The organism is uncultured Photobacterium sp. (genome assembly GCF_947039875.1).
Taxonomy (GTDB): domain Bacteria; phylum Pseudomonadota; class Gammaproteobacteria; order Enterobacterales; family Vibrionaceae; genus Photobacterium.
Genome location: NZ_CAMRAN010000067.1, coordinates 1 through 14,640, shown reverse-complemented (window position 1 = coordinate 14,640; position 14,640 = coordinate 1). Strand labels below are relative to the sequence as shown.

Here is a 14,640-nt window from a genome sequence, read left to right as displayed (position 1 = left end):
TCATCAATACTTGTTAAAAATTTTCAGCTGGCGATAATGCGATATTATAAATAAGTATATTCCCAGTTACTGACAAATGTAGGTGTAATGAAGATTCCTCCACGATTACAACCCCTCGTTGAAGATGGTCTTATTGATGACGTTTTATCTCAACTGATGAGCGGTAAAGAAGCCTCTGTGTATGTTGTTCGCAGTGGTGGCAAAATTTGTTGTGCTAAAGTCTATAAAGAAATTGACCAACGCAGCTTTAAGAAAGCGGTGACTTACCGTGAGGGGCGTAAGGTACGTAATAGTCGTCGTGCTCGCGCGATGGAAAAAGGCTCAAAGTTTGGTAGAGATGAGCAAGAAAAAGTATGGCAACAAGCTGAAGTTGATGCTTTGTCTTTATTACTAAAAGCGGATGTACGCGCACCGATTCCTTACGGTTGTTTTGACGGCGTGTTGTTAATGGAATTGATCACTGATGCCGATGGTGCTGTTGCGCCTCGCCTAAATGATATCACGCTAACTAAAGAACAAGCATTGCGTGATCATGCGGTGATGATAAAGTATATCAAGCGTATGTTATGTATTGGTCTTATTCATGGCGACTTATCTGAATTTAATGTGCTGGTGGATGGTCAAGGGCCTGTGATTATCGATTTACCCCAAGCGGTAGATGCTTCTGCAAATAATAACGCTAAATGGATGTTTGAGCGTGATGTTAATAACATGGCCCAGTATTATGGTCGTTATGCGCCAGAAGTACTTGAAACTCAATACGGCAAAGAAATGTGGGCATTATTTCAAGCTGGTACGCTAACCCCAGAAACAGAATTAACTGGCGTATATATTGAAAGCGAGATTGATGCTGATATTGATGGCTTAATGGCTGAAATCAATGCGGTTATGGCAGAAGCTGAATTACGTCGAGCTCGTTTCATGGATGAAATAAATGAAGATGAAGGTGAGTAATCGCTATCATTATTTAGCTTGAAATAGCAAAGTGTTACATGAAAGCCTCAATCTTTGGTTGAGGCTTTTTTATCGGCGCTATTTAGCAAATGAGTAACGTGCAATCACCGCTTTAGCTTGGCCATTACTATTAACCGCTGCGATACCTATGCCTAGTGCTTTAAAGTTTACTGATTGAAATTTATCACCATAATCAGCCATAAATTGGGTCAGTTTTTGAGGATCAGACTGCGCTAATAAGGTGATATGTGGTTCAAAATTAGTAAAGACATTAGGACTGCCATAGCGCTGAAATGCAGCTAATTTTTCAGGGTAGTGGCTTACCCATGCAGGTACTTTAGGATCCATAGAACGCAAAGGTGAAACAGTAATAGCTACGGTATCGGCTAAGCGTTGTAACTCACGAGTGTTACTGACCTTAAGCATTAGCCAGTCTCCCTTAGTGCGTTCAATATGTTTGAGTGTTAAAGGAAATTGATGCCATTGATGAGCAAGTTGTTGGGCTTGTTGTTGGAGTAACTTGAGGTTTGTGGTTGGGTATTCGGTTAGATAGAGAGTGATATGTGGTAAATAACCTTGGCTATAAAGAGCAGATAGTTGGTGTTGTTTTAGTTGATTGCTAATTGTTGATACCGTTGTATCAACATTGTGACTTGGGATCAAAAACAGGTTATAGCTGGTTGCTGCTGGAGATGGACTCGCTAGTGCAGCTTGACTCAGGCTAACAAATGCCAGTGTTAATATGCATTTTTTAAGCACTTTAAGGCTCCCTAAGAAGTAAACAGTACAGTATTATATCCTTTGTAGGTATTGTTTTTTGTGGCTGCGCTAACAACATTAATCGTTAAATAATATCCATTAGCAATGCTTAAAATGATTCTATTAATCTGAATGATCATATTTTTGAAAAATGGCTTTGTCTGGTTTTATAGATGTTCCCGATCATTATTTACTGATGATGGATATTTTTAATGTAAACAGTAACCAATCCCCTCGATAAGTATTAGGTTAGCGTGGTCGCATTGTGATAGGGATATTTATCCAAGACTATATCCTTATTTTATACAATGATTTATGGCTGTTTAAGTAACAATGGTCTCAAAGTCGGTATTAATGACGACTTTACTTAGTAAGGTAATAATAACTAATATTATTGTCATACAAAAAGTAATCGTTATGACATATAGGCATAACAAACATGCATTTAATACACTTAATTAATAGGTTTTTTACTTTTAGACTTTGGGCAATGTTGATTAACGCAAAAGCCTAACAATGAATAGATCAGAACTCTTTACACCAATGAAAATTGGTAGCGTAACTATTAAAAACCGAATCGTAATGGAACCTATGGGTCTGATGGGACTTGCTGGTCGTGAAGGCGAATTTAATCAACGCGCTGCTGATTATTTTGTTGAAAGAGCGAAGGGCGGTGTTGGTCTTATTATTACGGGTTTTACGAAGGTAGAAAATGAAATTGAACGCATGAAAATGCCGACATTTACCTGTGTAACTCATAACCCTACTGCTTTTGAAAATTCATGTTATGAAATGATTGAGCGTGTGCATTCTTATGGCGCAAAAATATTTTTGCAAGTATCAGCAGGTCTTGGGCGTGTAGCGAAGCCAACGTTACTTGAGACTCAGCCAGTGGCACCAACAGCAGTACCAAATTATTGGGATCCAGAAGTGATGTGCCGTGCATTAACAACTGAAGAAGTTGAGCGCATTATCTCTCGTTTTGAAGAAGCGGCGGCAATTGCTAAAAAAGTCGGTTTGACGGTATCGAATTGCATGCAGTTCACGAGGGTTATTTAGCCGATCAGTTTACCATGTCAGTGTTTAACAAAGATCGAACTGATCGCTTTAATGGTGATTTAGAGCAACGTGCTACTTTTCCTATTGAAATATTGAAATATTGAGATATTGAGATATTGAGATATTGAGATATTGAAAGCGATTCGTCGTGGTGCGGGTGAAAGCTACCCCGTTACCGTACGTTATAGTATTCGTTCTTTTATCAAAGAATTGGGTAAAGGCGGTATTAATGTTGCGGCTAAAGAATCTGGTCGTGATACTGAAGAAGGTCTTGAATTAGCCAAGATCCTTGAAAAAGCGGGTTATGATGGCTTTAATGCTGATACTGGCTCTTATGATGCATGGTATTGGGCCCACCCACCGCTATATGCTAAAGATAGTCTATACCTTCCGTTTGTAAAAAAACTCAAAGATGTGGTAAATGTGCCTATCATTATGGGCGGTAAGATGGGTGATCCTCAACTTGCTCAAGACTCAATTAAAAACGGTTCAATTGACTTTGTGGGCCTAGCACGTCCGTTATTGACTGATCCTGAGTGGCCAAATAAGGTCATGAAAAATCGAGAAGAGCAAATTCGTCCATGCATCGGTTGTCATGATGGCTGCTTACAACGTATTTTCAACCATAAGCCAATTTCATGTTCAGTGAACCCTGCTTGTAGTCGTGGTAAAGATACCTACCTTATTGGTGATGCACGTAAAGTGTCAAATATCATGAATGCGGTTTGGGATGCTTATGAAGTCGCACGTAATATTTAGACCATGATGTCGCTGTATTTATAAAGACACGTTAGTTTGATTAATGATTAATCCGAGTATATTTATATACTCGGATTTTTTTATGCTTAAAATTTAAAAAAATTAATTGTTAATATCATAAGTATCAATTAGTTATATTTTATTTTTGTGATAAATGAAAAAAAGATGAAATATATTGAATCCTTTTGGTGATCTCATTGCTCTTTAAAGTAGAAACAAATTATTTTACTTACTATCAATAAGGTGACACCAAATGAAAACAAAAAATATTTTACTATCAACGCTAATGAGTGCGGTATTCTTTATGGCAAGTCAAAGTGCTATTGCGGCTCCTGTTACCTCATTTACCAAAGTAGAATCGCAACAAACATTTACCGAGACTACAGCTGCGATACAAACAGCAACCAGTCGTCATCAAATGATGGTGATGGGGAAAATAGATCAAGGTAAGGTGTTATCAATGACAGGGTTAGATTTAAAAGGAACGAGCTTTTTAATTGGTAATCCTGAAATGGCGAAAAAAGTATTTAGTATGAATCCAGCTGCGGGTGCGGTGTTACCGTTACGTTTATACGTATGGAATCAAAATAATAAAACATGGATTGGATGGTTTAACCCTGCAGAACAACTTGGCATGATCTCGCCTAAATTAGTCATGCCAGGCCAAATGTTAGAAAAGAAAATTATGAATATTGCTACTCAAGCAGCAACTAAATAAGGCAATAAGTCATGCAGCGATTAAAGCTATCAAATAGTCGTGATGTAACGTTAATATTAATAGCTGTAGTCGCGGCATCTATTTCTCCTCTTGCGTTTACGTTATCTGCCACGGGTTTGTATACCTTTCATTGGCTAGGTGTTCATACCATTGTTCCTGCAGTATTAGTATGGTTTAGTATTCTAATTTACGCAGCAAGGTCGTCTAATAAGTCATTGGTTAACTTGATGTTGTTATCCATTCTAGCAGGCGGTGCTGGTACTGTTAGTATGGAAATAGTCAGAAGTATTGGCTTTAGTTATTTTCATGCAATGCCTGGCTCTTTACCGATGTTGATGGGAGTTAAACTCACAGACCAATTTATGGTTGGACCTAATTGGTGGTCAAACATGGTCGGTTGGGGAGATCATTTCTGGAATGGGATTGGATTTACTTTTATTTATTTAGCTTTGGTTGGTAAAAGCAAGGGTAGGTGGTGGCTTGGAGTCTTATTTTCCATTGCGGTTGGTACGACATTTATGGTTAGCCCGGTAATGAATATTCTAGGTGTTGGTTATTTCGGCCATCAATTTGCTCCCATTGCTTTTCCTGTAACGGTCTACTTAGCCCATATTGCATGGGGAGTGACATTTGGATTCATTGCTCAGCATAGTAATAAAATTATCGCGTCATTTTATGTAAGAGGAATCTGATGATGGATGATCGCTACTTTTTAATCGAAGAAGCCCGTAATGGTAATCAACAAGCGACTGAAAAATTGTTGGTTAATTGGCAACCGACATTAAAAAAAATGGCATTTAAACAATGTTCGCTGAATGATGTTGATGATGCAGTACAAGAATCTCTTGCAATTATTTGGCGGCGCATTGGTACTTTAAAAACAGTGGAAGCATTTCCAGGCTGGTTATTTATTATTGTCAAAAGAGAATGCGCCAAATTAATGAAGCAAACGCATAAGTTAGATGAAATGCCCGATGATTACCAAGAGCTGTTTTCTTATTATTCAAATAATGATTTACGGTTAGATCTTATTGCGGCTATTCACTCTTTACCTGATAAATATCGTGCGGTTATTTTATTAAGGGACTTAGAAGAGCTTTCTATTGGTGAAATTGCAGACAAATTATTATTAACCAGAATGGCGGTTAAAAGTCGGATTCATCGCGGTCGACTTATGATTCAAGAATATATGGCCAAGTAATTATTATTTATTACATTGATTTAAAAAGGCCTAATTAAATGAATAATTAGGCCTTTTTTTATTGGTTAGTCACGTAGGTACTAGCGCTTGATCACTTTCACTTTGTAAACACCATCAACGTTATAAACACCGTGGATGTCAGTTTCAAAGCCTGGGAAGTGATTACCAATTTCACATAGCATTTCAAGGAAATCTAATACTGGGCGAGATTGCTCAGTCACCATTTCACCAGGAAGCACAACAGGTACGCCTGGAGGATAAGGTAGGATCATATTAGCACTGATTTCATTAACCATTTCTGCTAATGGGATCTCACGAACCTCACCACGTAGTTCTTGCTGCCATGCATCATGTGGTGTCATCTTCATTTCTGGTAACACATCAAATGCTTTGTACATTAGTTCTGGCAATTGGTATTTCACTGTTAGGTCGTGAATACCTTGAGCAAGATCTTGGACACGCATATTAGTGTAGAACTGAGGATCTTCTTTAAATAGCGATGGTAAGAATGACTTAATGGTCATGTTACGATCATAGCCACGTTTAAACTCAGTTAGAGCACGTAGTAGCTGCATTGCTTTTGGCTTATCGATACCGATAGAGAACAAGAACAATAGGCTGTATGGACCCGTTTTTTCAACTACGATACCATGTTGATCAAGGAATTTAGCCACAAGTGATGCTGGAATACCTGAAGCATCAAGTTCGCCATCTTCGTTCATCCCTGGGGTTAATAGGGTGATCTTAATGGGATCAAGGAACATGTGATCTTCATCGATGTTTTTGAAACCATGCCATTTTTCATTAGGTTTTAGGTTCCAACATTCAGTAGTATCGATGTTTTCTGGTTGCCATACATCAAAGAACCAACCGTCACATTCTGAACGTAATTTTTTGATTTCTTTACGGAAACGAATAGCGCGATCAATTGAGTCTTGAATTAAACGACGACCTGCGTTGCCGTGCATCATAGCTGCAGAAATTTCAGCAGACGCCACAATACCGTATTGTGGTGATGTTGAAGTGTGCATCATGAATGCTTCGTTGAAAGATTCTTCTTCAAGCTGACCTTTAACGTGGATCATTGAAGCTTGTGAGAATGCTGCCAATAATTTATGGGTTGATTGGGTTTCATAGAACACTTTACCCGGCATTGCTTCACCACTCATACCACACTTACCTTCGTAAATAGGGTTAAAGTTAGTGTAAGGTACCCAAGCACTGTCAAAGTGAATGAACTTAGTATCCAATGATTCTTTGATAAATTGGGTGTTATAGAACAAACCGTCATAAGTTGAGTTTGTAATAACCGCATAGCCAGGTTTAGTTGCACCAGGAGTGTTAGCCACTTTTTCAGCAATCACCTCACGGCTAAATTCACTCTTAGGAATACCACCTAAAATACCGTAAGCATTACGTGTTGGGCGGAAATAAATTGGCACAACATCGGTCATCATCATCATGTGAGTTAATGATTTATGACAGTTACGGTCAATCAGTACAGTGCTACCAGCAGGCGCTGAGAACATACCCACAATTTTGTTTGCAGTAGACGTACCGTTAGTCACAATGTAAGAACGATCCGCGTTAAACGTACGCGCAATGTACTCTTCAGCTTCTTTGTGAGGACCTGAATGATCTAATAATGAGCCAAGTTCAGGCATTGAGATTGAAATATCTGCTTTAAAGGTATTTGCACCGTAGAAATCGTAGAAAATACTACCTACTGGGCTTTTGTTAAATGCTGTACCTGACATGTGACCAGGTGTACAGAAAGTATATTTAGCTTCATCAACGTAGTTAAATAATGCTTTTGTTAGTGGCGGTAGAATACTGTCTTTGTAGTCTTCCGTTGCTTGCTCAATTTTATGTGCAATATCAGAAGCACTACCAAGGCAATATTCAAAGAAGTAAATATTTAAGCGAAGATCCGCTAAGTTAATATCGAGTGTTGAATGCTCGTTAGCAAAGGCATATAGCGGTAGTTTTTCGTTAATTTGATTAATTTGTTGGCATAAGTCTAATGAGTAAGTATCCCAGTCAAAAATCACACCACTGATACGTGGGTTCATTTCAAGTAGCTTCATTAAATCTTTGTCATCGACAGGGTAAACAACTTTATAACCGCGAGCAGTTAATGCTTGTTCTAATTCTTGTACTGGGTATTTTTTGAAGAATACGCCTAAATTATTTAATATTGCAATGGTATTCATTTTGAATATCTCCAGGGTAAGCAAGGGCGCACCACTCCAATTTGGGAGGTGTAATTGTGCGCCTTTATAATATTATGAGGTTCGATATTTAGTGAGATTGTGAGATTTTATTCGCCTGTTCTTGTTGTTCTAGTTGTAAGTGTTGACGGAAGCCAAGCTTACGAGCGTAGAACATAAAGATAGCTAGTGAAACAACGAAAGTTGCAGCTAATGCAGATGGATCGGCACCAATAAGGGCTATAAAGCAGAAGATACATGCGACACCTGCAAATAACATCACAAACACATTGCGTGTTGTCATACCTTCATAACGAATTAAGTTAACCGCAGAGTAGAAGTAAGGCAGCATAGTTAATAACACGGCATCTGACGTTAAAATATCAAATAGGTTAGATGCATGGCTGTCACTTGAGCTAAATAGCGTGATAACAATCATAAGAATTGTCATCATGATAGAAGCAAGAACTAAGCCTTTTTTAGCAACACCATTTTTGTCTGTTTCACCAAAAACAGCAGGGAAGTTACCGTCACGAGCTGCACGTTTGCCAGCCTCACCGACCAACATCATCCAAGAGCCAAGAGATGTAAAGCACGCTAAAGCGGTAAATGCTGCAACAAATGGCGCGGTCCAAGCACCGAAGATTGCTGTAGTAGCGAGTGCAAATGGCGCACCAGAAGCTGCAACTTCAGAGGCAGGGAACATACCAGCAATCACTTGGGTTGATAGAATATAGATAACACCGGCAATAATCGTACCGAGTAAGGTTGCTAGTGGAACGGTTTTCTTAGGATTTTTCACCATACCAGAAGATACCGCTGCTGATTCAACACCCACAAATGACCATAGAGTTATCAATACAGCACTGACAATCGCATGAGAGTTTGAGCTGTGTGATGTATTCCAGTTTTGCATGTAAGTCGTTGCATCAAAATGCCCCCAACCCACAACAGCAGTACCAACGATAGGAACAAGAATAAGGACTAAACCCAGTGTACATAAGCGGCTTACCCATGAACCACCAAGTAGGTTAATAATGGTGAAAATCCATACTGAAGCAATAGTCGCGATAGCTGCTGGAATAGTGTTATTCAAAATGGGGAAGAACACAGAAAGGTATGATACCCCAGTGATTGCAATCGCAAGGTTACCAATCCAGTTAGCATGATAATAAAGCACACCAGTTTGAAAACCAAAGGCAGGAGAGACTTCACCAGCGTATGCGATTGGGCCTCCTTCTTGTGGGTTATTCGTTGCTAAACGAGCGTAAACAAAAGCTAATGATAACGCGCCAATTAAACAAATAATCCAGCTATAAATAGATATAGAACCTACTTTTGCCAATGTCGAGGGCAACAGAGCAATACCACTCCCCATCATGTTACCGGCTACAACACCAGTACAGGCTATTAAGCCTATTTTTTTTGACGTATCGGATGACATGCAACAATCTCCAAAAAATATAATTATATTTCAAGTGGTTAAAGGTATTTAGCGGCAGAGATAACACTAGTTGATTGTTATAGTTATTATCAATGACGAGTAATTGCGAATTAATCTACAGCAGATAGAAAAGTTAATTAAATAACCTTCTACTCAAAGATTGAAAAATAATAATTTTGGTTTTTTTTAACTTATTTTATTTTTGTTTCCTTGTTAATCAGTAGCTTAAGAATGGTGTGAAAAAATAATTTATTTATCAATTAAATAAAGATCGTTTCATAATTCATATAAGGGTTGAGTTATCATTAATATAAGCCTTTAACGAATATCACCATGACGTAAAGCATAATCATAAGAGCAACGCAATGAGAAAGAAGAGACACTAAAATGACGTATTCAATCGATTATTTTTAGTCGCTGAATTGCGTGTCATATTGATTAAAAGGCGATGTAGAGGTGTTAACTTTAATGTGGCGATGTGGATTCAGCAGCGTTTGTTTGTGATATAAAAACCAATTTCTCACAGAGTTGCTGAGTTTCTTTCGAGGGATCTAAAAATAAAGCCATACTATAGTATTCGTTAGCTTGTTTTTGTTTGTGTGTTAGTTGGCTTATTTTTCCTAATAAAATATAACGTAATGCTGTATTTTGTTTAGATTGCAATGCCGCAAGTGATAGATAATGTTCAGAAGCAATTAGATCGCCTTGATAAAGATTATTTAGTGCTAACGCATCATATATTTCACTAGAGAGAAATTGAGGGGGATTGGTAATACTTTTTTCTAATTCTTTGCCATAATTCATTAATGTAGGCATGGATGTTATTTTATTATTGATGGTTAGCATAATTGAATAAGCAAGGTATCGCTTTGCTAATAAATAGCTATTATTAGGGGCGTCTTTAATAAGTTTATTTATGCTTTTAATGTAACTTATATTTACGTCACCATTATTATTTATAGCATTGGGCAGCGCCAAATAGCCATATAATGTATTAGCATTCATTAAGTTAAGTCTATTGCTGGTGTTTTTATGATTATAATTTAATGATTGCATTAATTCATTGAGTAGTTTGTCAATTACGGTATAAGCATTATTACGATCGATGTGAATGTTTTTTTGTAACATGATTGTTTTTGAAATATTGTTAAATAATTCAATGTGTAGTTGGTGTTGCTGATTTATATATAAAGAGAGAGTTTTACCCGCAGTAGGTTGAGCACTAAAACTGCTGCTATAGTTTGTTGAGGCAAATAGTGAGTCTTTTATTATGTTTGCGATTGAATTCACTTGATTTGTCGGTGATTGCGGAGGGGATTCAATATGAATTAAGCGCGGATTTAATACTGAGATAGGAATAATAACCTTTTCGTTACTCCAACTTATAAAGATGATAGTTACCAATAGCATAGTTAAAATGCAAAAATCAAAGAACCAGTGATTCCATTTGATAGTATTTGAATTAGTTACTGTGATTGATGGGGCTTCTTTTGACGTTTCATTAAACGCCCGTGTCATCGGCCCTGCGGGGAATGATGCTTGTGTTGAGGTATCATTGGTATGTTCATGCGAGGAGTGAAATTCCTCTAACTTAAAGCCAGTACTGGGATCGACATATATTTGTTGTACGTCGATATCAAGTTTATAACCTCGTTTAGGGATTGTTATAATCCAATGGTCTTCATCCATTTTTTTTAGTGTTTTTCGTAATTCAAAAATAGATTGTGTTACTACTTGCTCACTAACAACAGCGCCATCCCAAACATTTTCAATTAATTCATCTCGTGTAAATACAATACCTTGATGCTGAGCTAAAAAAGCCAATAGCTTAGTTATTCTAGGTTCGAGAATATAATTTTCCCCTGATTTATATAAACAGTTTTCTGTTGTAATTAATAACCAGTTATTAATTCTATAATTTACCCAAGCCATTTGGTTTTAATTCTATTAATTATTATGATGATATTAATTCTATATTATTTGCTTTTATATATAGATGGAATTTTTTATTATGTCGTTAACTGTAATTTAACATTTCATTTATGACTATAAAATTTAAATAATTATTCAAATTCCGATGTTTTGTGAGGTTGGTCACGTTTTTTATTCTGTGGTTATTTATTTTAAAGAAAGCCAGTAATTGAATTATAAATATGATTTCTTACATAAATATTCGATTACCTACATTTTTTATAAAACGATTAATAGAAGAAGGTAATACCATGTTAGACACTGAAGTTGATGAAAACAGGCTGATTGCAGAACGTCGAGCAAAACTTGATCATATTCGTAAATCAAGCAAAGCTAATGGCCACCCTAATACTTTTCGTCGCTTGAAATTAGCCCGTGATTTGATCTGTGAGTATGAAGACAAATCAAAGGAAGATTTAATTAATACCACTTATACAACAGCTGTTGCTGGCCGTATTATGGCTAAACGAGGCCCATTTCTTGTATTACAAGATGTCTCTGGACGAATTCAAGTTTATGCTGATAAACAAGTTCAAGAACAATTAAAAGAACAATATCATGGGTTAGACATTGGCGATATTATTGGCGTGAAAGGCCAGTTACACCGTTCAGATCGCGGTGAGCTTTATGTCAATATGGATCAGTATGAATTACAGACTAAAGCATTACGTCCATTGCCTGAAAAATATCATGGCTTAACGGATCAAGAACAACGTTACCGTCAACGCTATGTTGATTTGATCATTAATGAAGAATCACGCAATACCATGATTATGCGTTCAAAAGTGGTTGCTGCGATTCGTCAATTCATGATCAAACAACAATTTATGGAAGTTGAAACACCCATGATGCACCCGATTGCAGGCGGTGCATCTGCTCGACCTTTTGTGACTCACCATAATGCATTAGATATAGATATGTACCTTCGTATCGCGCCTGAGCTTTACTTGAAGCGTTTAGTTGTTGGCGGTTTTGAACGTGTGTTTGAAATTAACCGTAACTTCCGTAATGAAGGCCTATCACCTCGTCATAATCCAGAATTCACCATGATGGAATTCTATATGGCGTATTCTGATTACAATGACTTAATTGATTTTACAGAAAGCTTATTAAGTACTATTGCAAAAGATCTTTGTGGTAATACAGCATTACCTTATGGTGAACATATTATTGAGTTTAATGGACCTTATGCTCGAATGACGATGCTTGCTGCGATTCAACATTACACTCAAGATAATGCACGCATTCAAGCATTAACTTATGATGATGTTAAGAATCGTGAATTAATGGCAGACATCGCACGGGAAGTTGGTTTAACCGTCGAACCATTTTGGACTTGCGGTCAGTTATTAGAGGAAATCTTTGGTGAAACGGCTGAACCTCAGTTAATTCAACCGACCTTTATTACCGGCTACCCAGCTGACATTTCCCCATTAGCACGTCGTAGTAATGAAGATTCATTTTTAACTGATCGGTTTGAGTTTTTTGTTGGGGGTCGTGAAGTTGCGAATGGCTTCTCTGAACTTAATGATGCACAAGATCAAGATGCACGTTTTAAAGCCCAGATGGATGCTAAAGATGCGGGTGATGATGAAGCAATGCAATATGATGAAGATTATATTCGTGCGCTAGAATTTGGTTTACCACCAACTGCAGGTGAAGGAATTGGTATTGATCGTTTAGTAATGCTATTTACTAACGCTCATACGATCCGTGATGTGATTTTATTTCCATCAATGCGTCCTAACAACAATAATTAATCAATCAATAAAAGAAAAGCAGCTTTACCACTGCTTCTATTTGATTATAAAAAAGCCTCAAAGATGAGGCTTTTTTCTTATGCTATTTTTCTATTAGTGACCATCGTGGCTATTGATACGGTGCTTGGTAACAAAACCAACCAATACACACATAACAAACACGGCAGCATAAAGCGCATTCGCGGTAACTAAAGCTGCATGTGTGCCGTAGTTTTTAACGATAGGGCTTGTTACAACGAAAGTTAACATTGTACCAATCGTGCCACATAGCAGAATAAAGTTAACCAATTTTGGTGATGATACTTTAGTTTGCTGTGAGCCTAAGGTAATAATCGTGGTGTAAATCGCGCTACTGATAAAGCCAAGCGCTGAAATAATGTAGATAAGATTATGTGGATCTGTATCTTTATTAAATAGGTACATGAGTATTGTCGCTAAGCCTGATAAAACAATCACAAAATAATGAAGGTCGAATTTCTTTAGCAAAATACTGAAAATCCACATACCAATCATATAAGCACCCCAGAAGTAACTTACTAATTGGCTTGCACTACTAATAGATAAGCCTAATTTTTGAGTTGCGTATTCAGGAATCCAAGAAATAAAGCCAAGTTGACCTAAGATGTAACATAAAGCGGCAATAGCTAAAAATATTACAGCCACACCCCATTTTTCTTTAGGTTCATTTATTGCAGCTTCTTGAGGTGCATCTTTACCTAATACTGGGAATGTAGACATTAATGTTAGAATAAAAATAGCAAGGTAAATAATACCGATTGCAGCATATACCCAGTACCATTGCATGTGGTGTGCGAGTACGGCTGCTGAAATTACAGGGAAAATCATACCCGCCATACTGAAAAATGAATCAGTAAATAGTAAGCGTGAACCGCGTTCTTTGCCATCATAAATATGAGTGATTAAGTAAGTACCAATAGACATGGTAATACCACTGACAACACCTAATACAAACATACAGCCAGAGAAGATAGCAAGGTTATGGCCAAAAATAAGACCAAGAATTGCTAATAGCATGAGAATGAAGCCAAAAATGAGCTGGCGTTTAAGCGGTACAATTTCCATTAACCATACGTTAAGGAAGATAGAGATTAAAATACCAGTATTAAGAAAAGTGAACGTGTTGCTCATGCTCGATATTGGTAAATCAAAATATTTGGCAATATCTCCCATAACGATACCGGTGACGATAATCAGAGATCCAGTGAGGGCATAGGACAAGAAGCTTATCCACGTCAGAAGGATGCGATTCTGGTTTGTCATAGAAAATCCTGTATAACTTTCAATTATAAATTAAAGAGGCAAACGAAATGCCAATTAATGAAAGGGCTGAATCCTAACATAAGGACTAGCTTTGTTTGTGACACACGTCACCATTATATGACATTAGAGAATTTATCATGCCTATAAAATATGTCTAATCGGTATTTATAAGTCGAGTTTTTATTACTGATTGTTTTTAGTTGGTAAATATTTCGACATTTTTGTCCTGTTTATACTATATAGCTATCTTTATATTATAAATATGTAATCTTTTACCACTCTACTGACTGCATAAAAAAGCCAGTTAATGATGACTTTTAGACCGTATTTAAAAAATTTGATTATAGTCTGTACGAGGTCGCATTTTTTTTTATTTTTTTGAAAATTAACGCTTGCCAATGTGATCGAAGTCTCTATAATGCGACCTCACTGAAACGGAGCAAGCCATTGGCTAGTAACGAAATCAGTGTTGTTCTTTAACAATTTGACCATGCAATCTGTGTGGGCACTCACTGAATAGTTAA

Annotated in this window: 11 protein-coding genes and 1 pseudogene; 7 read left to right on the top strand and 5 right to left on the bottom strand. The window is 37.1% G+C overall.

The features are described from left to right. Positions 1-87 precede the first annotated feature (87 nt). Positions 88-954, top strand: coding sequence for a PA4780 family RIO1-like protein kinase (locus Q0V26_RS16705; protein WP_297483952.1), 867 nt, complete (start codon positions 88-90; stop codon positions 952-954). A gap of 78 nt (positions 955-1,032) precedes the next feature. Here the strand turns inward: Q0V26_RS16705 and Q0V26_RS16700 are convergent, their stop codons facing one another. Then, positions 1,033-1,713, bottom strand: coding sequence for a 2'-5' RNA ligase family protein (locus Q0V26_RS16700; protein WP_297483951.1), 681 nt, complete (start codon positions 1,711-1,713; stop codon positions 1,033-1,035). 516 nt (positions 1,714-2,229) lie between these two features. Here Q0V26_RS16700 and Q0V26_RS16695 point away from each other — a divergent pair. The 5 genes and pseudogenes from Q0V26_RS16695 (at position 2,230) to Q0V26_RS16675 (ending at position 5,450) form a co-directional block, all read left to right on the top strand. Then, positions 2,230-2,876 (top strand): annotated as a pseudogene (locus Q0V26_RS16695) (hypothetical protein). 28 nt (positions 2,877-2,904) lie between these two features. Further along, positions 2,905-3,531 (top strand): hypothetical protein, encoded by a 627-nt coding sequence (locus Q0V26_RS16690; protein WP_297483947.1) that lies wholly within the window; start codon positions 2,905-2,907, stop codon positions 3,529-3,531. A gap of 253 nt (positions 3,532-3,784) precedes the next feature. Then, the gene (locus Q0V26_RS16685) at positions 3,785-4,249 is read left to right on the top strand and encodes a DUF302 domain-containing protein (protein WP_045027885.1); all 465 of its coding nucleotides are present in this window, start codon (positions 3,785-3,787) and stop codon (positions 4,247-4,249) included. 11 nt (positions 4,250-4,260) lie between these two features. After that, complete coding sequence (locus Q0V26_RS16680) at positions 4,261-4,941, top strand: hypothetical protein (protein ID WP_297483944.1); 681 nt, start codon at positions 4,261-4,263, stop codon at positions 4,939-4,941. Positions 4,942-4,943: 2 nt separating this feature from the next. Further along, positions 4,944-5,450 carry an RNA polymerase sigma factor gene (locus Q0V26_RS16675; RefSeq protein ID WP_045027882.1) on the top strand — a complete coding sequence of 169 codons (507 nt, stop codon included), beginning with the start codon at positions 4,944-4,946 and terminating at the stop codon, positions 5,448-5,450. 80 nt (positions 5,451-5,530) lie between these two features. Here Q0V26_RS16675 and cadA read toward each other — a convergent pair whose 3' ends face one another. From cadA to Q0V26_RS16660, 3 genes are all read right to left on the bottom strand, one after another. Next, positions 5,531-7,663 carry a lysine decarboxylase gene (gene cadA, locus Q0V26_RS16670; protein WP_297483941.1) on the bottom strand — a complete coding sequence of 711 codons (2,133 nt, stop codon included), beginning with the start codon at positions 7,661-7,663 and terminating at the stop codon, positions 5,531-5,533. A gap of 88 nt (positions 7,664-7,751) precedes the next feature. Then, on the bottom strand, positions 7,752-9,104 hold the full coding sequence (gene cadB / locus Q0V26_RS16665) for a cadaverine/lysine antiporter (protein ID WP_297483939.1): 1,353 nt from the start codon (positions 9,102-9,104) through the stop codon (positions 7,752-7,754). A 465-nt stretch (positions 9,105-9,569) separates the two neighbouring features. Next, positions 9,570-11,036, bottom strand: coding sequence for a winged helix-turn-helix domain-containing protein (locus Q0V26_RS16660; protein WP_297483937.1), 1,467 nt, complete (start codon positions 11,034-11,036; stop codon positions 9,570-9,572). Between the two features lie 290 nt (positions 11,037-11,326). Between Q0V26_RS16660 and lysS the strand changes: the two genes are divergently transcribed. After that, positions 11,327-12,835: a lysine--tRNA ligase gene (gene lysS / locus Q0V26_RS16655; protein ID WP_297483935.1), complete on the top strand. Its 1,509-nt coding sequence runs from the start codon at positions 11,327-11,329 to the stop codon at positions 12,833-12,835. A 93-nt stretch (positions 12,836-12,928) separates the two neighbouring features. Here lysS and tsgA read toward each other — a convergent pair whose 3' ends face one another. Further along, positions 12,929-14,116: an MFS transporter TsgA gene (gene tsgA / locus Q0V26_RS16650; protein WP_297483933.1), complete on the bottom strand. Its 1,188-nt coding sequence runs from the start codon at positions 14,114-14,116 to the stop codon at positions 12,929-12,931. Between the last annotated feature and the right edge of the window lie 524 nt (positions 14,117-14,640).